General features: G+C 66.9%; 22 protein-coding genes. 18 read left to right on the top strand and 4 right to left on the bottom strand.

Going from position 1 to position 19,253, the window contains the following annotated elements:
* Positions 1-33 precede the first annotated feature (33 nt).
* Together ACI2JH_RS11025 and ACI2JH_RS11020 are read left to right on the top strand one after the other, a co-directional pair.
* Positions 34-906, top strand: a complete 873-nt coding sequence (locus ACI2JH_RS11025) for a PhzF family phenazine biosynthesis protein (RefSeq protein WP_404736195.1) — start codon at positions 34-36, stop codon at positions 904-906.
* Positions 907-935: 29 nt separating this feature from the next.
* Complete coding sequence (locus ACI2JH_RS11020) at positions 936-1,811, top strand: PhzF family phenazine biosynthesis protein (RefSeq protein ID WP_404736194.1); 876 nt, start codon at positions 936-938, stop codon at positions 1,809-1,811.
* Between the two features lie 66 nt (positions 1,812-1,877).
* On the opposite strand, the gene ACI2JH_RS11015 is transcribed toward ACI2JH_RS11020, so the two are convergent.
* Positions 1,878-2,309: an OsmC family protein gene (locus ACI2JH_RS11015; protein WP_042612715.1), complete on the bottom strand. Its 432-nt coding sequence runs from the start codon at positions 2,307-2,309 to the stop codon at positions 1,878-1,880.
* 350 nt (positions 2,310-2,659) lie between these two features.
* Between ACI2JH_RS11015 and ACI2JH_RS11010 the strand changes: the two genes are divergently transcribed.
* The 4 genes from ACI2JH_RS11010 (at position 2,660) to ACI2JH_RS10995 (ending at position 5,185) form a co-directional block, all read left to right on the top strand.
* Positions 2,660-3,058, top strand: coding sequence for an HU family DNA-binding protein (locus ACI2JH_RS11010; protein WP_042612716.1), 399 nt, complete (start codon positions 2,660-2,662; stop codon positions 3,056-3,058).
* Between the two features lie 266 nt (positions 3,059-3,324).
* Positions 3,325-3,633, top strand: coding sequence for a DUF3861 family protein (locus ACI2JH_RS11005; RefSeq protein WP_101100786.1), 309 nt, complete (start codon positions 3,325-3,327; stop codon positions 3,631-3,633).
* A gap of 350 nt (positions 3,634-3,983) precedes the next feature.
* Entirely contained in the window at positions 3,984-4,511 is a 528-nt protein-coding gene (locus ACI2JH_RS11000) for a hypothetical protein (protein WP_404736193.1), read from the top strand.
* 77 nt (positions 4,512-4,588) lie between these two features.
* The gene (locus ACI2JH_RS10995; RefSeq protein WP_101100942.1) at positions 4,589-5,185 is read left to right on the top strand and encodes a DUF1439 domain-containing protein; all 597 of its coding nucleotides are present in this window, start codon (positions 4,589-4,591) and stop codon (positions 5,183-5,185) included.
* Between the two features lie 94 nt (positions 5,186-5,279).
* Here the strand turns inward: ACI2JH_RS10995 and ACI2JH_RS10990 are convergent, their stop codons facing one another.
* Both ACI2JH_RS10990 and ACI2JH_RS10985 read right to left on the bottom strand, forming a co-directional pair.
* Positions 5,280-5,822: a type 1 glutamine amidotransferase domain-containing protein gene (locus ACI2JH_RS10990; protein ID WP_101100788.1), complete on the bottom strand. Its 543-nt coding sequence runs from the start codon at positions 5,820-5,822 to the stop codon at positions 5,280-5,282.
* Positions 5,823-5,909: 87 nt separating this feature from the next.
* Positions 5,910-6,377: an SET domain-containing protein-lysine N-methyltransferase gene (locus tag ACI2JH_RS10985; protein WP_346591076.1), complete on the bottom strand. Its 468-nt coding sequence runs from the start codon at positions 6,375-6,377 to the stop codon at positions 5,910-5,912.
* Positions 6,378-6,572: 195 nt separating this feature from the next.
* Between ACI2JH_RS10985 and ACI2JH_RS10980 the strand changes: the two genes are divergently transcribed.
* From ACI2JH_RS10980 to ACI2JH_RS10945, 8 genes are all read left to right on the top strand, one after another.
* Positions 6,573-7,028, top strand: coding sequence for an SUF system Fe-S cluster assembly regulator (locus tag ACI2JH_RS10980; protein WP_042615235.1), 456 nt, complete (start codon positions 6,573-6,575; stop codon positions 7,026-7,028).
* Positions 7,029-7,044: 16 nt separating this feature from the next.
* On the top strand, positions 7,045-8,520 hold the full coding sequence (gene sufB, locus ACI2JH_RS10975) for a Fe-S cluster assembly protein SufB (RefSeq protein WP_182655843.1): 1,476 nt from the start codon (positions 7,045-7,047) through the stop codon (positions 8,518-8,520).
* An 81-nt stretch (positions 8,521-8,601) separates the two neighbouring features.
* Complete coding sequence (sufC, locus tag ACI2JH_RS10970) at positions 8,602-9,366, top strand: Fe-S cluster assembly ATPase SufC (RefSeq protein ID WP_404736192.1); 765 nt, start codon at positions 8,602-8,604, stop codon at positions 9,364-9,366.
* Positions 9,366-10,628, top strand: coding sequence for a Fe-S cluster assembly protein SufD (gene sufD, locus ACI2JH_RS10965; RefSeq protein WP_404736191.1), 1,263 nt, complete (start codon positions 9,366-9,368; stop codon positions 10,626-10,628). Before sufC ends, sufD begins: the two co-directional genes overlap by 1 nt.
* Positions 10,625-11,881 (top strand): cysteine desulfurase, encoded by a 1,257-nt coding sequence (locus tag ACI2JH_RS10960; protein WP_404736190.1) that lies wholly within the window; start codon positions 10,625-10,627, stop codon positions 11,879-11,881. The genes sufD and ACI2JH_RS10960 overlap by 4 nt, the downstream gene beginning before the upstream one ends.
* A gap of 39 nt (positions 11,882-11,920) precedes the next feature.
* Positions 11,921-12,844 (top strand): hypothetical protein, encoded by a 924-nt coding sequence (locus tag ACI2JH_RS10955; RefSeq protein ID WP_157825127.1) that lies wholly within the window; start codon positions 11,921-11,923, stop codon positions 12,842-12,844.
* A 44-nt stretch (positions 12,845-12,888) separates the two neighbouring features.
* Positions 12,889-13,428 carry a GNAT family N-acetyltransferase gene (locus ACI2JH_RS10950; protein ID WP_404736189.1) on the top strand — a complete coding sequence of 180 codons (540 nt, stop codon included), beginning with the start codon at positions 12,889-12,891 and terminating at the stop codon, positions 13,426-13,428.
* On the top strand, positions 13,425-13,757 hold the full coding sequence (locus ACI2JH_RS10945; protein ID WP_042615118.1) for a non-heme iron oxygenase ferredoxin subunit: 333 nt from the start codon (positions 13,425-13,427) through the stop codon (positions 13,755-13,757). The genes ACI2JH_RS10950 and ACI2JH_RS10945 overlap by 4 nt, the downstream gene beginning before the upstream one ends.
* Here ACI2JH_RS10945 and ACI2JH_RS10940 read toward each other — a convergent pair.
* Positions 13,754-14,845 carry a hypothetical protein gene (locus ACI2JH_RS10940; RefSeq protein ID WP_404736188.1) on the bottom strand — a complete coding sequence of 364 codons (1,092 nt, stop codon included), beginning with the start codon at positions 14,843-14,845 and terminating at the stop codon, positions 13,754-13,756. The two genes, ACI2JH_RS10945 and ACI2JH_RS10940, sit on opposite strands and share 4 nt — an antisense overlap.
* Positions 14,846-15,152: 307 nt before the next feature.
* Here ACI2JH_RS10940 and ACI2JH_RS10935 point away from each other — a divergent pair, with 307 nt between their 5' ends.
* The 4 genes from ACI2JH_RS10935 to ACI2JH_RS10920 all read left to right on the top strand — a co-directional run bounded on the left by ACI2JH_RS10935 (position 15,153) and on the right by ACI2JH_RS10920 (position 19,208).
* Positions 15,153-15,458: a hypothetical protein gene (locus ACI2JH_RS10935; protein ID WP_404736187.1), complete on the top strand. Its 306-nt coding sequence runs from the start codon at positions 15,153-15,155 to the stop codon at positions 15,456-15,458.
* A gap of 116 nt (positions 15,459-15,574) precedes the next feature.
* Complete coding sequence (locus tag ACI2JH_RS10930) at positions 15,575-17,899, top strand: catecholate siderophore receptor Fiu (protein ID WP_404736186.1); 2,325 nt, start codon at positions 15,575-15,577, stop codon at positions 17,897-17,899.
* Positions 17,900-17,957: 58 nt separating this feature from the next.
* Positions 17,958-18,635, top strand: coding sequence for a Fe2+-dependent dioxygenase (locus ACI2JH_RS10925; RefSeq protein WP_191770927.1), 678 nt, complete (start codon positions 17,958-17,960; stop codon positions 18,633-18,635).
* Positions 18,636-18,761: 126 nt separating this feature from the next.
* Complete coding sequence (locus tag ACI2JH_RS10920; protein ID WP_404736185.1) at positions 18,762-19,208, top strand: hypothetical protein; 447 nt, start codon at positions 18,762-18,764, stop codon at positions 19,206-19,208.
* Positions 19,209-19,253: the final 45 nt, after the last annotated feature.

Here is a 19,253-nt window from a genome sequence, read left to right as displayed (position 1 = left end):
GGAACCCCCGATTCTAAGCCCAAGACGCCACCCATGACCGCTCACCGCTACCTTCAGCTCGATGTCTTCGCCCCCCGCCCCGGCACCGGCAACCCGCTCGGGGTGGTGTTCGACGCCGACAACCTGTCCCCCGGGGCCATGCAGGCCCTCGCCGCGTGGCTGAACCTGTCCGAGACGGTGTTCTTCGTGGCCCCCACCGCGCCGGGTGCGGATTACCACATCCGCATCTTCACCCCCGCCAGCGAGCTGCCCTTCGCCGGCCATCCCAGCGTGGGTGCGGCCTGGGCGGCGGTGACCGGCGGCCTGGCGATTCCGCGCAATGGCGCGCTGCTGCAGCAGTGCGCGGCCGGCCTGCTGCCGGTGCGGGTGGAGGGGCCGCACACGGCGCCGACCATCCACTTGGCCAGCCCCACCGCCCGCCGCTGCGTGGTGGACCCCGGTGAGCTGCCAGCCAGCCTGCACGCCCTGGGCGGACCGGCGCAGACCGCGGAACTGTGGGACAACGGTCCGCGCTGGTGGCTGCTGGCTGCGCGCGACGCCGCTGCCGTGCGTGGCCTGCGGCCGGACATGGGCGAGCTGCGCGACTGGACCAACGCCACCGAGGCCACGGGCGTGGCGATATACGCGCCGGAGCACGCTGACGGCCACGACCTGGTGGTGCGCGCGTTCTGTCCTGGCGATGCGGTGAACGTGCCCGAAGACCCGGTGACCGGCAGCGCCAATGCACTGATTGCCAGCGTACTGGCCCAACGCCGCCATCTGCCCGGCCGCGATGGCCGCTACATCGCCAGCCAGGGCCGCGAGGTCGGCCGCGACGGTCGCGTGCACCTGTACGTGGACGACGCCGGGGTGGCCTGGATCGGCGGGCAGGTGCAGCCGGTCATCGACGGCACGGTGCACTGGTAAGCTGCGCGACCCCGTTACGGAGCCCGCCGATGACCACCCGCCGTTTCCTGCAGCTGGACGTATTTTCGCCTTCGCCGGGTGCCGGCAATCCGCTTGCCGTGGTGCTGGATGCGCAGGGCCTGGACGACGCCAGCATGCAGGCCATCGCCCGCTGGACCCGGCTGCCGGAGACCACCTTCGTGTTCCCATCGCAGGATGCAGCGAGCAGCTATCGCCTGCGGATGTTCAGCCCGCAGAAGGAAGTCCCGTTCGCTGGCCACCCCAGCATCGGCACCGCACATGCGGTGCTGGAAGCGGCACTGGCCGTGCCTGTGGACGGGCTGCTGGTGCAGGAGGGGATTGCCGGGATGCTGCCGCTGCGCGTGGAAGGCGATGGCCTGCACCGCACGATCGCCATCCGTACGCCGCGCGCTTCGGTCGCCGAGGTCGTCGAGCCCACCGATCGGCGTCTGACCAGCGCCCTGCAGGGATGGCCACTGGGCACCCTCCCGCCCGCCCGCATGCAGGGCGGGCGCAGCTGGTGGGTGGTCGAGTTGAGCGACGAAACATCGCTGCGCGCGCTGCAGCCCGACTGGAACGCGGTTGCGGCACTGGCGGAGTCCACTGACAGCATGGGCGTGTTCGCGTATGCGCGCTGCAGCGCACAGCCCTGGCATCTGGCCGTGCGTGCCTTCGTCGGCAACGGCAGGCGCTTCGAGGATGCCGCCTCCGGTGCGGCCAACGCAGTGCTGGCGGCATGGCTGGACGAGCGTGGCGCACTGCCCGGCGGACGTCGTGACTATGTGGTCAGCCAGGGCCGCGAGGTCGGCCACGATGCGCGCCTGCACCTGCATGTGGATGCAGAAGGCGAAGTGTGGTCCGGTGGCCAGATACAGACGGTCATCCGCGGCACGATCGATTGGTAGGCGGAAACAGGCGATCGACAGGCGGAAACGGGACGGCCAGCGGCCGTCCCTACCGCGTCTGCTACGTCAGAGCAGGGTGGCTTCCAGTGTTACCGGTACCGCGCTGAGTGCCTTGGACACCGGGCAGTTCTGCTTGGCATCGTCGGCGATGGCGCGGAACTTCTCCGCCTCGATTCCCGGCACCTTGGCCTTGACCTTCAGCGTGATCTGCGAAAGCTGCGGGCCGCCTTCCATCGACAGGTCGACCTGCGCTTCGGTGTCCAACGCCTCCGGCGGGAAGCCGGCTTCGGTCAGCTTGGCCGACAGCGCCATGGTGAAGCAGCCGGCGTGCGCGGCGGCGATCAGTTCTTCCGGGTTGGTGCCCTTCTCATCACCGAAGCGACTGCTGAAGGCGTAGCGGGTGTTGTCCAGCAGGCCGCTCTGCGGCGTGCTCAACTGTCCCTTGCCGGTCTTCAGGTCACCTTCCCAGTGCGCGGTGGCGCGGCGTGAAATACCCATTGTGCAGCTCCTTCGGTTGAGTTCGGGACTTACCGTACGCAGGCCCGCGTTAGCGTCGCGTCGCTCTGCTGCGACGCGATGGCGCACGCCGTTCCGACGAACGGCCAGCATCCGCTCGCGCATTCCCCGACATGGGCGGAAAAGCGGATTTTTCCCTTCCAATTCCACGGCTTCAGTGCAACGAGCGTGGCCGAGCTGGGCGCCACGCCCCCGACAAAGGTCGAGTGACAGCGAAAAAAGCAGGCTTTTCCGCGTATAACCTATTGGCGGCGCGGTGTAGTTGCCCTACATTGCGCTTGCCGACGGGGTCGGCACGACCAAACAACCAACCGTTCACGGAACAGGAAACCATGGCAAAGACCGCTAAGAAGGCTGCCCCGAAGAAGGCAGTAAAGAAAGTCGCTACCAAGGCAGCCGCCAAGCCGGCCGCGCCGAAGCCGATCAAGGACGTGCTGACCAAGTCCGGCCTGGTTGCACACATCGCTGAAGCGTCCGGCGTGGTCGCCAAGGACGTGCGCGCGGTACTGGCCTCGCTGGAAACCGCCGTTGCCTCTTCGGTGCACAAGAAGGGCGCGGGCAGCTTCACCCTGCCGGGCCTGCTGAAGATCACCACCGTCAGCGTCGCCGCCAAGCCGAAGCGCAAGGGCATCAACCCCTTCACCAAGGAAGAGCAGTGGTTCGCCGCCAAGCCGGCCACCACCAAGCTCAAGGTGCGCCCGCTGAAGAAGCTCAAGGACGCCGCGCTCTGATCGCGTAGGCATACCGGGTTTCACATCGCGAACGGGACGGCTGATGGCCGTCCCGTTCGTTTTTGCGGCCTCGCGTGCGGGCCGCAACACAGTGTGCCGTTGCCCGCCGATATCGCGCAGCCGCGCGTCAGGCGCTGCCCTGCAACGCGCCGCAGCCGGTTGCAGCGGCCCACCTGCGGGACAATGGAACACTGCGTGCAGCCGGCCTGGTCGTAGTCCCTGCGTAGCAGCCCTATGGTGGATGCATCCCCCAACGGACGCCCGCCATGGCCAGCCCTTCCACCCGCTACCGCCTCACCGTCACGCCGATCGAAAAAGACGGCTTGCCGTGCAGCGGCCGCTGCACCATCGAAGTGGAGCATCGCGCACAGCGTGACTGGATGCGCCTGCTCGAAGGTGCTCCGCGGCTGGCTGGCTTCAGTGGCGACGAACGTGCGGCGGTGTTGATCGCCGCACAGATCCTGCGCGATGTCGTGCAGCGCCACGCCGACGAACCCAACCATCCGCTGGCCGCCCACGCGGTGAAGCTCAACACGGCGCTGGACGCCTTGGACAGCCTGCACGGCGCGGCGTGAGGTGTTTTGGCAACGGCAACAGCTGCAGGGTTGTTTGTGGGCGGGACGGGGCGGGTTGGCGGGAATCGCCGTGAATCCGTGCATGGAGGCTCGCCATCCGCTTGCTCGCCGGCGCAGTCCTGCACAGGCGGCAAGACCCGCGCTGGGCTCCTGCCCAGCCCGTCCGGCGCATGCGCCGGACCCATGCGGATGAGCGTTGCCGCCAACCCACCCCGCCCCACCTTCGACAGGTCCATGGTGGCCATCTGGTAGCGCCGACCCATGGTCGGTGGCTTTTGGCAGGGAGCCTGATGGTGTCCGCCTCCATGCCGTGGCTACACTCAGGGCTTCTGTCCCGACGAGTGCGACCGATGCGCGTTGCCTGCTGGTTGTTCCCGATGCTGATGCTGCTGGGTGGGTGCCAGCGCGTGCCGGATGTCCCGCCCGCAGCAGACGGTGCGGTGGCCGAGCCACCTGCGGCCGCCCCGACGCGTGTGGCCGATTCCACTGCCGATGGCGCCGACGCGCTGCCGCTGCTGGCGGCAGTCGCCGCAGACGCGCCGGATCCGGGTGCAGTGGTGCGCACCTATGCCGTCCACCTGCTGCGCCGCGAGTTCGACAAGGCCGATGCCAACTGGATGATCGCCCCGCCGCCGGGCCGTGCCGACGATGCCGCATTGCGCGGACTGCGCGAGGTGCGCGATCTGAAAATCAACACCGACGCGCCCGTGCCGCGTGACCGGCAGCAGCCCACCCATCTCATCGAAGTGCCTGTGCGGATACGCGTCACTACCGCCACCACCACCCTGCGCTACGACGGCTGGTACCGGCTTGTGCCCGATCCGCAGCGCAGTGCCTGGCTGATCCAGTCAGCCAACCTGCAGCCGGTGCTGGGCTGACCGGTCCACCACCATGCACGCGCGGTTCAGTGCAACCGGCTATCTTCTGCATGTCCTTACTTCAGATGGTCACGACCATGCGTCTTCGTCCGTTCTTCACCCGATTGGGCGCCGCCACGGTGCTGGTGGCCGCCGCCATTGGCGCACAGGCCGCGCCGTCCATCGAGGGTCGCCAGTTGTCGGTGGGTGCCGGCGATGTGCAGCAGTACCTGGAAGGCAGCTTCCCACGCACCCAGGATGCGCTGGGCGGATTGATCGCCCTGACCATGAGCCACCCGCAGCTGACCCTGCCGGCCGGCGAACGCCTGAACCTGGGAATGGATATCGCCTTGGCGACCGCCGGTGGCGCCCCGGCCAAGCTGGGCACGGTGAAGCTGAGCAGTGGCCTGCGCTACGACCAGCAGACCCAGGGCTTCCACCTGCAGCAGCCGACGATGGAAGACTTCGTACCGGCACAACAGGGCGCACGCCTGGATTCGCGTACCAAATCGCTGCTCAATGCATGGCTGGGCGATTACGCGCAGCGCGAGCCGATCTACCGCATCGACCCGGCCGTGGCGGGCCTGCTGGGCACGCTGCAGGTGCAGTCGGCGCAGGTGAAGAACGGCCGCCTGCAGGTCACCTTCAACCAGGATCTCGGCACGATGGTGCCGCCGGGGTTGCTGGGTAACTGATGGGGCCGGGTATCCGGCTGCGATGGGGGTAACGCCGAGCATGCCCCGGCGCTACCCGGCGGCCGGGTTCTCCGGCCGCGGATGGTCGCCGGCGTCAGGCTTCCAGCGCCTTCGCCAGTGCTTCGCTGAAGGCCGGGATGTCGTCGGGCTTGCGGCTGGTGATGAGGGTGCCGTCAACCACCGCTTCCTCATCGCGCCACTGCGCACCGGCATTTTCAAGATCCCGGCGCACCGATGGCCAGGACGTCACCTGCCGGCCCTTGGCCAGGCCCGTATCGATCAACAGCCACGGGCCGTGGCAGATCGCCGCGACCGGCTTGCCGGCCTTGCCGAAGGCTTCGATGAAGGCCAGCGCCGACGCATCGATGCGCAGGGTATCGGGGTTCATCTGCCCGCCGGGCAGCAACAGCGCATCGAAATCATCCGCATTGGCGTCCGCCAGCGGCTGGTCGACGGTTACTTCCTCGCCCCAGTCTTTCTCCTTCCAGCCCTTGATGCTGCCTTCCTTCGCCGGGGAGACCACGCGGGTGGTCGCGCCCCAGCCTTCGAGCAGTTTCTTCGGATCGGTCAGTTCGGACTGCTCGAAACCGTGGGTGGCGAGGATGGCGATCTTCTTGCCTTCAAGACGCTGTGCCATGGGGATGCTCCGATTGGTAAAGGAACACCCAGCATCACCGCTTGTCCATGTTCCGGCGGTGATACCGATGTGGACAGCGCGTGCAACTCAGCGCTTGGGCTGCAGCATGGTCCCGGTGCATTTCTTCGAACCGCAGCGGCACTCCCAGACCTTCTTCAGACGGGCGGTGTGGCGCTCGGCCAGCGTGATGCCGTAGTTGTAGACCAGCTCCTCGCCGGGCGCGATATCGCGCAGGGTTTCAATGAACACCTTGTCCTCACGCGGGTTGCCGTCCTCGCTTTCTTCGATCAGCGCCTCGCAGTTGGGCTCGCAGCTGTGGTTCATCCAGCGCGCTTCGTTGCCCTTGTAATTGGCATCGATCACATAGTCGTCGTTCAGGGTGAACAGGAAGGTGTGGCCACTTTCCACGTCGCCGCTGTCATCGGCGTCGACGTCGGCGTGGCTGCGCAGCAGGCCCTTGTACTGGATCACCCGCTCACCCTTCTTCAGGGGTGCGATGGCGAACACGCCGTTGCCGTGGATGGCGGATTTGCGGGCTTTGATCTTCTTCGGCATGGGCGCAGGGGCGTTCTGGAAAGAGGAGCGTTGATTCTCCCTTAATCTTCGTGATTGCCAAAATCATGGCCAGGCCGCACCATTGCGCGCTCGCCGCGCCCCCCATGGGCCGGCGCCCTGGAAAGGTCCGGCTTGGACGCGGGCGCATAAAAGCGTACAATTTCGGTCCGCTTTGCAATCCAGCTGCAGACCCCCATGCTCCGCGTCACCAAGCTTACCGATTACGCCACCGTGGTACTGACCGTGCTCGCCGCTCGCCCGGCCGAGGTGCTCAGTGCGACCGAGCTGGCCGAGTTCACCGGCCTGGAACCGCCCACCGTCAGCAAGGTGCTCAAGCCGCTGGCGCAGGCCGGGCTGGTCGAAGGCCTGCGCGGCGTCCGCGGCGGCTACCGGCTGACCCGCGCGCCCGGCGAAATCTCGCTGTTCGAGGTGGTCGAGGCCATGGAAGGTCCGCTGGCGCTGACCGAATGCAGCCATGACAACCACCAGTGCAACATGGCGCCCAAGTGCGGTGCACGCAGCAGTTGGCGGCTGATCAACGACGTGGTGTCCGAGGCACTGCGTGCGGTCACCCTCGCCCAGATCCTCTCCCCCCTTCCCCTTGTTGACGACTCCCAGCGCCGCGCCATCGCGGCCGCTGTCGTCTCCTGATCCACAGGCAGCCCCCATGGCCACCGACATCATCGATACCGTCGTCACCGACGACACCCCCAACCGCGAGATCCACGAGCAGCTTGGCCGCAAGTATTCGGCCGGCTTCATCACGGACATCGAATCGGATTCCCTGCCGCCGGGCCTGGACGAGGACACCATCCGCGCCCTGTCGGCCAAGAAGGACGAGCCCGAGTGGATGACCGAGTGGCGCCTGCAGGCGTACCGCCATTTCCTCACCATGGCGATGCCGGACTGGGCCAAGCTGAAGATCGCACCGATCGACCTGCAGGGCCTGAGTTACTACTCCGCGCCGAAGGGCCCGAAGTACGCCTCGCTGGACGACGTGCCCAAGGAACTGCTGGATACCTACGACAAGCTGGGCGTACCGCTGCACGAGCGCGCCAAACTGGCCGGCGTGGCCGTGGATGCGGTGTTCGATTCGGTCTCCGTCGGTACCACCTTCCGCAAGGAGCTGGCCGAGAAGGGCGTGATCTTCTGCTCCATGTCCGAAGCGATCAAGGAGCACCCGGAACTGGTCAGGCAGTACCTGGGCACCGTGGTGCCGGTGGGCGACAACTACTTTGCCGCGCTCAATTCGGCGGTGTTCTCCGATGGCAGCTTCGTGTTCATCCCCAAGGGCGTGCGCTGCCCGATGGAACTGAGCACCTATTTCCGCATCAACGCCGGGCATACCGGACAGTTCGAACGCACGCTGATCATCTGCGAAGACAAGGCGTACGTTTCCTACCTGGAAGGCTGCACCGCGCCGATGCGCGATGAGAACCAGCTGCATGCCGCCGTGGTGGAACTGGTCACGCTGGAAGATGCGGAAATCAAGTATTCGACGGTGCAGAACTGGTACCCGGGCGATGAGAACGGCGTCGGTGGCATCTACAACTTCGTCACCAAGCGTGCCGAATGCCGTGGTGCGCGCAGCAAGGTCACCTGGACCCAGGTGGAGACCGGTTCGGCGATCACCTGGAAGTACCCGTCCTGCGTCCTGCTGGGCGACGATTCGGTGGGCGAGTTCCACTCGGTGGCGTTGACCCATCACCGCCAGCAGGCCGACACCGGCACCAAGATGATCCACGTCGGCAAGCGCACCAAGAGCAAGATCATCAGCAAGGGCATCAGCGCCGGCCGCGGCCAGAACACCTACCGTGGCCTGGTGAAGATCGAACGCGGCGCCGAAGGCGCGCGCAACTACACCCAGTGCGATTCGCTGCTGATCGGCAAGAAGTGCGGTGCGCACACCTTCCCGTACATCGAGGTCAAGAACCCCGGCGCGACGGTGGAACACGAAGCGACCACCTCGAAGATCTCCGACGACCAGCTGTTCTACTGCCGCGCGCGTGGCATCAGCCAGGAAGACGCGGTGTCGTTGATCGTGGACGGCTTCTGCAAGCAGGTCTTCCGCGAACTGCCGATGGAATTCGCGGTGGAAGCCAAGAAGCTGCTCGACGTCTCGCTGGAAGGCTCGGTGGGCTGACACCCACCCTGCCCCCGCGCACTGCATTCGAACCAAAACATCATTGGCGGGCCCCGGGCCCGCACCACGGAACCCCCCACCATGCTGAAGATCGACAACCTCCACGCACGCATCGGCGACAAGGAAATCCTCAAGGGCCTGTCGCTGGACGTCAAGCCCGGCCAGGTGCACGCCATCATGGGCCCCAACGGTGCCGGCAAGTCCACGCTGGGCAACGTGCTGTCCGGCCGTGAAGGCTACGACGTGAGCGAAGGCAGCGTGCAGTTCGAAGACGCCGACCTGCTGCAGTTGTCGCCGGAAGAACGCGCGGCCGCTGGCCTGTTCCTGGCCTTCCAGTACCCGGTGGAAATCCCCGGCGTCAACAACACCTATTTCCTGCGTGCCGCGCTGAACGCACAGCGCAAGGCGCGCGGCCAGGAGGAACTGGATTCGATGCAGTTCCTGAAGCTGGTGCGGCAGAAGCTGGCCGTGCTGCACCTGAAGGACGAACTGCTGCATCGTGGCGTCAACGAAGGGTTCTCCGGCGGTGAGAAGAAGCGCAACGAGATCTTCCAGCTGGCCGTGCTGGAACCCAGGCTGGCGATCCTGGACGAGACCGATTCCGGCCTGGACATCGATGCGCTGAAGAGCGTGGCCGACGGCGTCAACGCACTGCGCAGCCCGGAACGCTCGTTCCTGGTCATCACCCATTACCAGCGCCTGCTGGAATACATCAAGCCGGATTTCGTGCACGTGCTGGCAGACGGCCGCATCGTGCAGTCCGGTGGACCAGAGCTGGCGCTGCAGCTGGAAGAGCACGGTTATGATTTCCTGAAAAACCGCGTGGTGCCGGAGGCAGCGGTCTGATGAGCGCATTGCTGGATTCATTGGCCGCCACGTTCTGCGGCAGCGACACGCGCCGCGACGTGCTGGACGCCGCGCTGCGCGACGGCCTGCCGGGCCCACGCAGCGAAGCGTGGAAGTACACCTCGCTGCGCCAGCTGGAACGTCGCAGCTTCGCCGCCGCTCCGCTGGCCCCGCCGGCGCTGGATGTCGCCTTGCTCGATGACATTCCCGCCCCGCGCCTGGTGTTCGTCAACGGTCGCCTGCACGATGGCCTGAGCGACACCCACGGCCTGCCGGCCGGCGTGCAGCTGGAACCGCTGTCGGCCGCGTTGGCCGCCGACGAAGCAGGCGCGCGCGTGCTGGCCCGCCGCTATGAGCGCAGCGATGAGATCTTCGCCCGCCTCAACGCCGCACTGGCCGATGAAGGCGTGGTGCTGCGCGTGGACGAAGGCGTGCAGGTGGACGTGCCGCTGCAGCTGGTGTTCGCCAGCGTGGCCACCGGCAGCGACCTGGCCTGGCACCATCGCTCGCTGATCGAGCTCCGTGCCGGGGCCAGCCTGGGCATCGTCGAACACCACCTGCAGGCCGGCGATGCCGCCCACCTGGACAACAGCGTGGTGCATGTCCACCTTGCGCGCGAGGCGGTGCTCAAGCACGCCCGCCTGCAGGCCGGCAGCACCCGCCAGACCAGCTTCCTGCGCACCGATGCAGTGCTGGCGCGCGATGCGCAGTACCACCGCGTGGACCTGGAGCTGGGCGCCGCGCTCAGCCGCCACGAGCTCAACGTACGACTGGAAGGCGACAACGCACAGCTGACCGCCAATGGCGTGCTGCTGGGCACCGGCCGCCGCCACGTGGACACCCGCCTGGGCATCGAGCACATCGCGCGTGACACCCGCTGCGAGCTGCTGTGGCGCGGCATAGCCGCCAACCGCAGTCGCGTGGTCTTCCACGGTGGCATCCATATCCGCGAAGGGGCCGACGGCACCGACGCCAACCTGTCCAACAAGAACCTGCTGCTGTCGGCCGACGCCGAGATCGATACCCAGCCCACGCTGGTGATCGACGCCGAAGAGGTCAAGGCCGCGCACGGCGCCACCGTCGGCCAGCTCGATGCCAATGCGCTGTTCTACCTGCGCTCGCGCGGGTTGCCGCAGGAGCAGGCACAGGCCCTGTTGAGCGCTGCGTTCTGCCATGAGCCGCTGAAGATCCTCCCGGACGCGCTGCGCGAACAGCTGGGCCGCCGGCTGGACCGCGCCCTGTCCGAGGCAGGCGTGGCATGAACCTGTCCACGCCGCGCCCGCAGGCCGAAACCGGCGCCGCCCCGGACTGGGACCGCGTGCGGCAGGATTTCCCGCTGCTGATGCGCGAGGTGCACGGCAAGCCGCTGGTCTACTTCGACAACGCCAACACCGGCCAGAAGCCGGTGCAGGTGATCGGTGCGGTGGACGAGTTCTACCGCCGCTACAACGCCAACGTCAGCCGTGCGGTGCATGCACTGGGCACCGAGGCCACCGATGCCTACGAAGGCGCGCGCAACAAGCTGGCGCGCTTCCTCAACGTGCGCGCCAGCGAGCTGGTGCTGTGCAGCGGCACCACCTTCGCACTGAACCTGGTGGCGTATTCCTGGGCGCTGCCGCGGCTGAAGGCCGGCGATGTCATCCTGGTGTCGCGGATGGAGCACCACGCCAACATCGTGCCGTGGCAGCTGGTGGCCGAACGCACCGGCGCCACCGTGCGCGTGGCCGAGATCCGCCCGGATGGATCGCTGGACCTGGACGCCCTGCGCCGCGCCATGACCGCCGAGGTCAAGCTGTTGGCCGTTGCGCACGTCTCCAACGTGCTGGGCACGGTCAACCCGGTGCGCGAGATCTGCCGCGAGGCCCGCAAGCGCGGCATCGTCACCGTGGTCGACGGCTCGCAGGCGGTGCCGCACCGGAAGGTCGACGTGGCCGCGATCGGCTGTGATTTCTATGCCATCACCGGCCACAAGATGTGCGGGCCGACCGGCACCGGCGCGCTGTGGGCACGCCGCGAGCACCTGGATGCCATGCCGCCGTTCCTCGGCGGCGGCGAGATGATCAAGGAAGTCAGCTTCGACGGCACCGTGTTCAACGATGCCCCGCACAAGTTCGAAGCCGGCACGCCGAACATCGCCGGCTTCATCGGCCTGGGCGTGGCGGTGGATTACCTGGAATCGCTGGGCCTGGCCCACGTGGAAGCCCGCGAAGCCGAACTGCTGGCACATTTCACCGAAGAACTGCAGAAGGTCGACGGCCTGCGCATCTTTGGTACCGCTCCGGACAAGGCGGCCGTGGTGTCCTTCCTGGTGGACGGTGCACATGCCCACGACCTGGCCACCCTGCTGGACCTGGAAGGCGTGGCGATCCGTTCGGGCCAGCATTGCGCGCATCCGCTGCTGCAGTACTACGGCGTTGCCGCGACCTGCCGCGCGTCGTTGGCGTTCTACAACACGCACGAAGAAATCGAACGCTTCATCATGGCCCTGAACAAGGTCCGCAAGCTGCTCGGTTGAGGCAGACAGCGCCACGCCCGCCGTGGCCGTCGGAATCCAATGCCTGCGTGGCCCCTGCTGATTGGGCGGCAGCGGAAAGCGCGGGCCGACACGTCGTCGAACGTCATCACCGAAGCCCTCGCCCCGGCCTGGCGCGCTTGGCTGATGCGCTCACCGCTGCACGGCGGGATGCTGTGCGGGCCATCCGGCGTTCCGGGAGTTGTAACGATGATCCGTCCACTTGCCCTGCTGCTGCTGCTGTGGTCTCCCTTGGCGGCACTCGCCGCATCGTGTGAGCAGTCCTTTCAGAGGAAGGTGCTCCAGACCCGCGCGGCGGGTCGGACTGTGCTTTTCACCTTTCCCTCCGCACCGGGGCCGGCAGCAGCGGATCGGCGCGAGAGCGAGCACCTGGACTGGGTCCGCGCCAATACCCCGTGGAATGCCAGGCAGATCCTTGTGAACCACGACGATATCCTGCGCGACGCCTTGACCCGGACTCCACCGGGCAGCGCATCGCGGCCGTCACTTGAGAAATCCATCCGCAATGACGAACGCATCCTGTCCGGCGCGATCGGCCGCTTCCGTGCGCCCAGCTGCATGGACCAGGTCGCGTTCCGGGAGTTTCTGCAGCTCGTCGACCTGAGGAAGAGCCCGCAGGAGTTCCTTGCTTACGTCCACAGCCAGGGCATGGCCAAGGTGATGATCGCCGATTTCGATGACAAGCCAGACGGCGTGATCGGGGTAAGTCCTTCGCCGCGCCTGCTTGCCGAACAGGCACGTCTGCAGGCGGAGGGCTGGACCTATCATGCCCATCTGCACAACCACCCTTTCATGTTCAACAGCTCGACCGGAGACATGGGCCCCATTGCGCCCAGCGCGCCGGACATCGGAAGCTACAAGGCCGGCAATCCCGACGTCGCGTGGATCACCAATGGCGTGGAAGTCTTCGAGGTCAAACGCGCCGAGTACCAGCAACTGGAATGAACCCAGTCTGTTACCGGCTCGCTGGCGGATTTACACTGGGACGCATGACCACGCTGACCTTCCGTGCCGCCACGCCGGCCGACATCCCCGCCCTCATCGAACTTGTCACCTCGGCCTACCGCGGTGATGCCAGCCGCGCCGGGTGGACCACCGAAGCCGACATACTGGATGGGGCACGCATCGACGCCGAAGGGCTGCAGGCGGACATCGCGCGCCCGCGCTCCACCATCCTGCTCGCCGAACGCGCGGGTCGGCTGGTGGCCTGCGCCCACGTCGCCGACGGCGGTGAGCATGGCTACTTCGGCATGTTCGCCGTGGCGCCCAGCGAGCAGGGCAGTGGCCTGGGCAAGCAGGTCATTGCCGAAGCAGAGGCGCATGGCGTGCGCGAATGGGGCCTGGCCAGCATGCTGATGACCGTGATCGACATCCGCGAGGAGCTGATCGCCTTCTACGAGCGCCGTGGCTATCGCCGCACCGGCATCAAGAAGCCCTTCCCGTATGGTGACGAGCGGTTTGGCATTCCCAAGCGCGATGACCTGCAGTTCGAGATCCTGGAAAAACACCTGCAGGAGCCGGCGCGATGAGTGCTGCCTGGACCTTCGTCTGCGCCAGCACCGACCTGCTGCCGGGCGAGATGAAAAGCGTGTTCGACGAGGTCACCGGTACGCCGATCGTAGTGTTCAACCTGGACGGCGAGCTGTATGCGCTGGAAGACCAGTGCACCCATGAAGAGTTCGAACTGTCCTCCGGTGAGTTCAATACCGCAGAGGGCAGCATCGAATGCGTCCTGCATGGCGCCCGATTCGATGTGCGCGACGGGCGCGCCCTGTGCGCACCCGCCTACAGCCCTGCGCCGAAGTTCCCGGTGAAACGCGAACACGACGCGGTGTGGACGCGGGACGACCGCGATTAGGCACGGCCGGGGGGCGGTGGCGGCGCCGTGGTATGTGCCGTACCCGCGGCGGCGGCACCCTGCTCGTGCAACCACTGGGCAAGGTAGAGATCCAGCACGGGCAGCCCTACGCACGTCATCAACGCGGGCCGCGCCAACACGGCGCCGTTGCCGAGCGTGCGGTCGTGCAGGCTGCGTATCCTGAACAAGCCGCCGAGATCGGACAGGCGCAGGTTCTGCCGCGAGAAGTAGAGCGGCAGGCTCTGCGAGTTGCGATGGCACACGCTGGCCACGTCGTCGCAGATCACGGAGCCTCGCGCCAGCACCGCTTCGATGAAGGACACCGGCAGCTCGTCACCGCCAAGGTGCAGCACGGCTACGTCCGGGTGCAACCGGTCGACGGGCACGATGGGACTTCCGGCGTTGGTGGCGGTGATGACCAGATCGACGTGCCCCGGATCATCGTCGCCGCTACGCACATCCAGCCCGGTGCGGGCTGCTGCTGCGGCAGCGAAAGCCTGTGCGCTCGGCGGACGGCGGCTGCACACGTGGATCCGGTTGATCCGATGGGCGTGGTGCGCGTGGAGGTCATCAACTACGCAATCGGCGATCGGCCCCGCGCCGTACAGGCAGATGGACAACCGCTCCCTGTGGGCGAGCAGCAGGTCGACAGCGATCGAGGCGTAAGCTCCCGTCCTGCGGGCGGACACGGCCGTGCCGTCGAACTGGGCCAGCGGGGTCATGGTCAGTTTGTCGTACAGGATCAGTTGCGACTGCGCACGCGGCAGGCCCAGGGCGTGGTTGCAGGCATTGGAGCCGACGATCTTGACCGCGCAGTACCTGGCATTCGCACTCACCAGGGCATTCAATTTCCAGTTCAGCCGCTGGTTGCCCGGGCAGGATTCAGCGGCGGAACGACCCAGCAGCACCGCCAGCTCGTCATCGTGAGGCTGCAACACCACCTTGTCGCCGTAAGCGATGCCTTCGCCCATGTCGGCCATGGCACGACGGGCCAGCCTGCCGATGGTGCGGGGATCCAGGCCGGCAGCGGACCCGCTGGCGGATTCAGGGACTGTCGAGATGTCCCCTCTGTGAAGTGGAAACTGCATGCGGATGGACCGTTCACGCCGGAATTGGCTTGGGAGAGGCTAGATGCCCTCGCCCTGCAGATTCCTTGACGTAATGCCCTGTGCTGCGGGGATGCGCCGTATCAGTACGGTGTTTCAAGGTTTTCCTGACCGGAGCCGTGCCCCGACGCTCAACTGACTGCAATGGCACATGCGAATGGTTCGCGTTACTGCTACGATTTGTAACGCTATGTAACTGGACCCACGCTGCGTGAATGCTGGCCTGCCCTCTCCTGCCGCATCCTCCTCCCTTCCTGGTCAAGGGAAATGGCTGGCGTGGGCGGTGTTCATGGTGCTGCTGCTTTGGCAACCCGCCAGCTCCGGCCCAACCCCGGTGCACGCCGGTGGACACAGCGCCACGCCCCGTTCCGGCAACCCGGCGCCAGATCAGGGATTGCCTTTCGAACAGGCCTTGGCAACCGCCGAAGTGGAATCCGAGCCCGGGCGCAGCAAACCATCCGGCAGCAGTCCGAACGCGGCTACTGCCCTGCTGCAAAGCCCGCCACGCAACGCGCAGGTGCCCGGTGAGGCGCTGGCCTTCCATGCGCAACCGCCCCGTCGCCCGCTGGGCCAGGCGCCTCCGGCCCTGACCTGACGGCCGTCGCCCTGCGGCGCCGGCAATGCTCTCTTTCGCACGCCGCCGGCCGATGGCCACGCGTTGCCCAGTCATCGCCTGGCGGGTAGCTACCCGCCATCACTGAATTCCTGCCCATGACCCCGATCAAAAGCCGCAAGCACGCTTCGGCGTTCCGTCCCCTGCCGCTGGCCACCGCCAGCCTCGCTGCGGGCCTCGGCCTGGCCGCCCTGCCCTCGCTGGCCTACGCCGAAGGCAACGACGGCGCCCGCACGCTGGACAAGGTGGACGTGCATGCAACCCGCGGCTACAAAGCCGACAAAGTCGCCTCGCCGAAGTTCACCCAGTCGCTGCAGGACACCCCGCAGACCATCCAGGTGATCACCGCGGACCTGTTCAACCAGCAGGGCGCCACCACCCTGACCGAAGCGCTGCGCAACAGCCCGGGCGTCGGCACCTTCTTCGTCGGCGAGAACGGCAACACCGCCACCGGTGATGCGCTGTACATGCGGGGCTTCGACACCTCCAGCAGCCTGTTCGTCGATGGCGTGCGTGACCTGGGCTCCATCTCGCGCGATGTGTTCAACACCGAACAGGTGGAGATCACCAAGGGCCCTGCCGGCACCGACAACGGACGCTCGGCGCCCACCGGTGCGATCAACATGGTCAGCAAGCAGGCCACGTTGCACGATGAAGTGTCCGGCACTGCCAGCCTGGGCAGCGACCAGCAGCGCCGCGCCACGGCCGACTGGAACCAGGCGCTGGGGGCCACCAGTGCGCTGCGCCTGAACGCCATGTGGCAGGACAGCGACCAGCCCGGCCGCGACCACGTCAACCAGTCCCGCTGGGGCATCGCGCCGTCACTGGCGTTCGGCCTGGGCACCGACACCCGCTACGTCCTCAACCTGCTTTACGTGGACCAGGACAACGTACCCGATGGCGGCGTTCCCACCCTCGGCCTGCCCGGCTGGATCCCGCAGCCCACCCTGGAAGCGCTGGCCGGCAACCCGGTGGATCCGGAGAACTTCTACGGCACGCGCGCCGACCATGACGATGTCACCGCGAAGATGGCAACTTTCCGCATCGAACATGACTTCAACGATGCCGTGCGCCTGACCAATACCGCGCGCTGGGGCCGCACGGACCAGGACTACCTGCTCACTGCGTTCATGGGCACCGGTACCCGCGGCAGCAACGGCGCGCCCACCGGCAACATCCGTTACACCGACCGCAACGATCTGTCCACGTATACCATCGCGCGCAGCCTGCCCACGCTGAAGGACCAGCGCAATACCCTGCTGACCGACCAGCTCAACCTGCGCGCCGACTTCGCCACCGGCGCCATCGCCCACAACCTGAGCACCGGGCTGGAGTTCACCCGCGAAGAGATGGACAGCTTCGGCCAGGCCGTCACCGGCGGCAGCAGCTGGCCGGCCGCGAACCTGTACACCCCGGACTGGAACGTCGGCGGCCTGACCTGGGCGCACAACGGCGCCGATGCGCATGGCCGGACCACCACCTGGTCGGCCTACGTGTTCGACACCCTGCACCTGGCCGAAAGCCTGCTGCTGACCGCCGGCGTGCGCGCCGACCACTACGACACCCGCTACGCCAGTTCGGTGGTCTGCGGCGGCCGTGCGGGTCCAGCGTGCGGCACCCATCCAGTCGGCACGGTACTGCAGACGCCGACCCTGGAAGCATCGGACACGCTGCTGAACTGGAAGCTCGGCGTGCTGTACAAGGCCGGCGATACGGCCAGCGTCTACGCCAACTACGCGCTGTCGCAGCAGCCGCCGGGCGGCAGCAATTTCGCCCTCAGCAGTTCGGCCAGCAGCCTGGACAACCCGCGCCTGGATCCGCAGGAAGCAAAGACCTTCGAAGTCGGCAGCAAGTGGGCCTTCCTCGATGACGCGCTGGCACTGAACCTGGCGATCTTCCAGACCGACGTGGAGAACGAGATCAATACCCAGGTGCTGGACGATGCCGGCAACCCGACCCAGACCGGCAGCAAGCGGGTCAAAGGCGTGGAGCTGTCCGCGGTGGGCCGTATCACCGACAACTGGTCATTGTCAGCCGGTTACAGCCACCTGGATACCGAGGTCAAGGAAGGCGCCAACGTGGCCGCAGACGGTACCAGGAACCTGACCTACACCCCCGACGACGCCTTCACTGCGTGGAGCACCTATCAGCTGCCGTTCGGGCTGACGCTGGGCGGCGGCGTGCGCTACAGCAGCGCCATGCACCGTGGCACCGATGGCGCGGTCGGCACGCCCTCCTTCACCAAGTCGTACACCGTGTATGACGCCGTGCTTTCGTACGCGGTGAACGAAGCGCTGGTGCTGCGCTTGAACGCGTACAACGTGTTCGACAAGCAGTACGAGGCTGCCATCAACAAGAGCGGCTACCGTTACACCCCGGGTACCCCGCGTACGTTCCTGCTCAGCGCGGATTTCCGTTTCTGAGCCGACGGCGCGGGAAGCCGGATGCTTCCCGCGCCCTCTCCCTTATCGGACGAACATCATGCTGCTGCATATTCCCAACGTGCTCACCGCCGAGGAACTCGGCCAGCTGCAGGGGCCGCTGGACCAGGCCGAGTGGACCGACGGCCGCGAGACCGTCGGCCGGCAGGGTGCACAGGTCAAGCGCAACCAGCAGCTGCCCGATGGCTCGCCGCTGAAAGCGCAGTTGGGCGAGAAGGTGCTGGCGGCCCTGCAGCGCAACCCGCTGTTCTTCGCCGCCGCACTGCCGTTGAAGATCCTGCCGCCACGCTTCAACCGTTACCAGGGTGGCGGTACCTATGGCTTCCATGTCGATGGCGCGGTGATGGCCCATGGCGCGCAGGGGCACCTGCGTTCGGACGTGTCCTGCACCCTGTTCCTGTCAGCACCGGAAGCCTACGACGGGGGCGAGCTGGTCATCAGCGATACCTACGGCGAGCACGAGGTGAAGCTGCCGGCCGGCGACCTGATCCTGTATCCCTCCAGCAGCCTGCACCAGGTCAACCCGGTGACCCGCGGTGCACGCATCGCCTCGTTCTTCTGGGTACAGAGCATGGTCCGCGACGACAGCCAGCGCCGCCTGCTGTGGGAGATGGACACCTCCATCGAGCGGCTGCGGCAAAGCCAGGCCGATGCCGCCGCCGTGCTGCAGCTGAGTGGGGTGTACCACAACCTGTTGCGCCGCTGGAGCGAGGTCTGACCCGCCGCTGCGCCGCTTGTTGAAGCTTTCGCAAACCGTTCTCATTTGCAACGGCGAACGACTCTCACTACAATCACGCCCTGTGCACGCCGCGCTCCGCCGGCGGCCACTTTTCCGGGGCCCACCTTGCGTCATCCGCACCGCCACCATCAGCTCGGCGCCGCCATGCGCGGCCAGCGTCCTGCGCTGGCCAGCCTGCTGGCATGGGTAGCGATGCTGGCGATGCTGCTGGGCTCGCTGCCGCTGCTCGCACCGAGCGCCGACCCGAATGCGCCGTCGGCGCTGCTGCAGGCGCCGCTGCCGGTGGAAGACCGCGGCGGTGGCGAGCTGCCGCTGTACGAACAGGCACCGGCCAAGCTGCGCCGTGCATCACTGGCCGACGAAGCCCCTGCGGCGCAGAGCACGCCAGACCGGACCGGTGCCATCGCCGTGCTGGGCTGGACCGTGCTGGCGCGCACGCCCAGCGACGCAGCTGAGCGTTCCCACGACTGGCGCCATGCCAGCGCGCAACCGCCACGCGCCGATGCGCCCGGACGCCGCCAGCAACGCGGCCAAGCGCCCCCGCTGGCCTGATCCACCTTCCGCGTGGGCCCTGCGCTGATCGACTTCACCCTGGCC

This window comes from Stenotrophomonas sp. NPDC078853, from assembly GCF_044901215.1.
Taxonomy (GTDB): Bacteria; Pseudomonadota; Gammaproteobacteria; order Xanthomonadales; family Xanthomonadaceae; genus Stenotrophomonas; species Stenotrophomonas lacuserhaii.
Note: the sequence above shows the minus strand (reverse complement) of the source record. Positions and strands in the feature narration are given on the sequence as shown.

Bases quoted from the DNA above. Each gene is read 5' to 3' on its own strand.
- ACI2JH_RS11025 (WP_404736195.1), top strand. From the start codon at position 34: ATGACCGCTCACCGCTACCTTCAGCTCGATGTCTTCGCCCCCCGCCCC.
- sufD (WP_404736191.1), top strand. From the start codon at position 9,366: ATGAGCGCATTGCTGGATTCATTGGCCGCCACGTTCTGCGGCAGCGAC.
- ACI2JH_RS10980 (WP_042615235.1), top strand. From the start codon at position 6,573: ATGCTCCGCGTCACCAAGCTTACCGATTACGCCACCGTGGTACTGACC.
- ACI2JH_RS11015 (WP_042612715.1), bottom strand. From the start codon at position 2,309: ATGGGTATTTCACGCCGCGCCACCGCGCACTGGGAAGGTGACCTGAAG.
- ACI2JH_RS11000 (WP_404736193.1), top strand. From the start codon at position 3,984: ATGCGCGTTGCCTGCTGGTTGTTCCCGATGCTGATGCTGCTGGGTGGG.
- ACI2JH_RS11010 (WP_042612716.1), top strand. From the start codon at position 2,660: ATGGCAAAGACCGCTAAGAAGGCTGCCCCGAAGAAGGCAGTAAAGAAA.
- ACI2JH_RS10950 (WP_404736189.1), top strand. From the start codon at position 12,889: ATGACCACGCTGACCTTCCGTGCCGCCACGCCGGCCGACATCCCCGCC.
- ACI2JH_RS10935 (WP_404736187.1), top strand. From the start codon at position 15,153: ATGGTGCTGCTGCTTTGGCAACCCGCCAGCTCCGGCCCAACCCCGGTG.
- ACI2JH_RS10995 (WP_101100942.1), top strand. From the start codon at position 4,589: ATGCGTCTTCGTCCGTTCTTCACCCGATTGGGCGCCGCCACGGTGCTG.
- ACI2JH_RS10925 (WP_191770927.1), top strand. From the start codon at position 17,958: ATGCTGCTGCATATTCCCAACGTGCTCACCGCCGAGGAACTCGGCCAG.
- sufB (WP_182655843.1), top strand. From the start codon at position 7,045: ATGGCCACCGACATCATCGATACCGTCGTCACCGACGACACCCCCAAC.
- ACI2JH_RS11020 (WP_404736194.1), top strand. From the start codon at position 936: ATGACCACCCGCCGTTTCCTGCAGCTGGACGTATTTTCGCCTTCGCCG.
- ACI2JH_RS10985 (WP_346591076.1), bottom strand. From the start codon at position 6,377: ATGCCGAAGAAGATCAAAGCCCGCAAATCCGCCATCCACGGCAACGGC.
- ACI2JH_RS10960 (WP_404736190.1), top strand. From the start codon at position 10,625: ATGAACCTGTCCACGCCGCGCCCGCAGGCCGAAACCGGCGCCGCCCCG.
- sufC (WP_404736192.1), top strand. From the start codon at position 8,602: ATGCTGAAGATCGACAACCTCCACGCACGCATCGGCGACAAGGAAATC.
- ACI2JH_RS11005 (WP_101100786.1), top strand. From the start codon at position 3,325: ATGGCCAGCCCTTCCACCCGCTACCGCCTCACCGTCACGCCGATCGAA.
- ACI2JH_RS10990 (WP_101100788.1), bottom strand. From the start codon at position 5,822: ATGGCACAGCGTCTTGAAGGCAAGAAGATCGCCATCCTCGCCACCCAC.
- ACI2JH_RS10945 (WP_042615118.1), top strand. From the start codon at position 13,425: ATGAGTGCTGCCTGGACCTTCGTCTGCGCCAGCACCGACCTGCTGCCG.
- ACI2JH_RS10930 (WP_404736186.1), top strand. From the start codon at position 15,575: ATGACCCCGATCAAAAGCCGCAAGCACGCTTCGGCGTTCCGTCCCCTG.
- ACI2JH_RS10955 (WP_157825127.1), top strand. From the start codon at position 11,921: ATGCCTGCGTGGCCCCTGCTGATTGGGCGGCAGCGGAAAGCGCGGGCC.
- ACI2JH_RS10940 (WP_404736188.1), bottom strand. From the start codon at position 14,845: ATGCAGTTTCCACTTCACAGAGGGGACATCTCGACAGTCCCTGAATCC.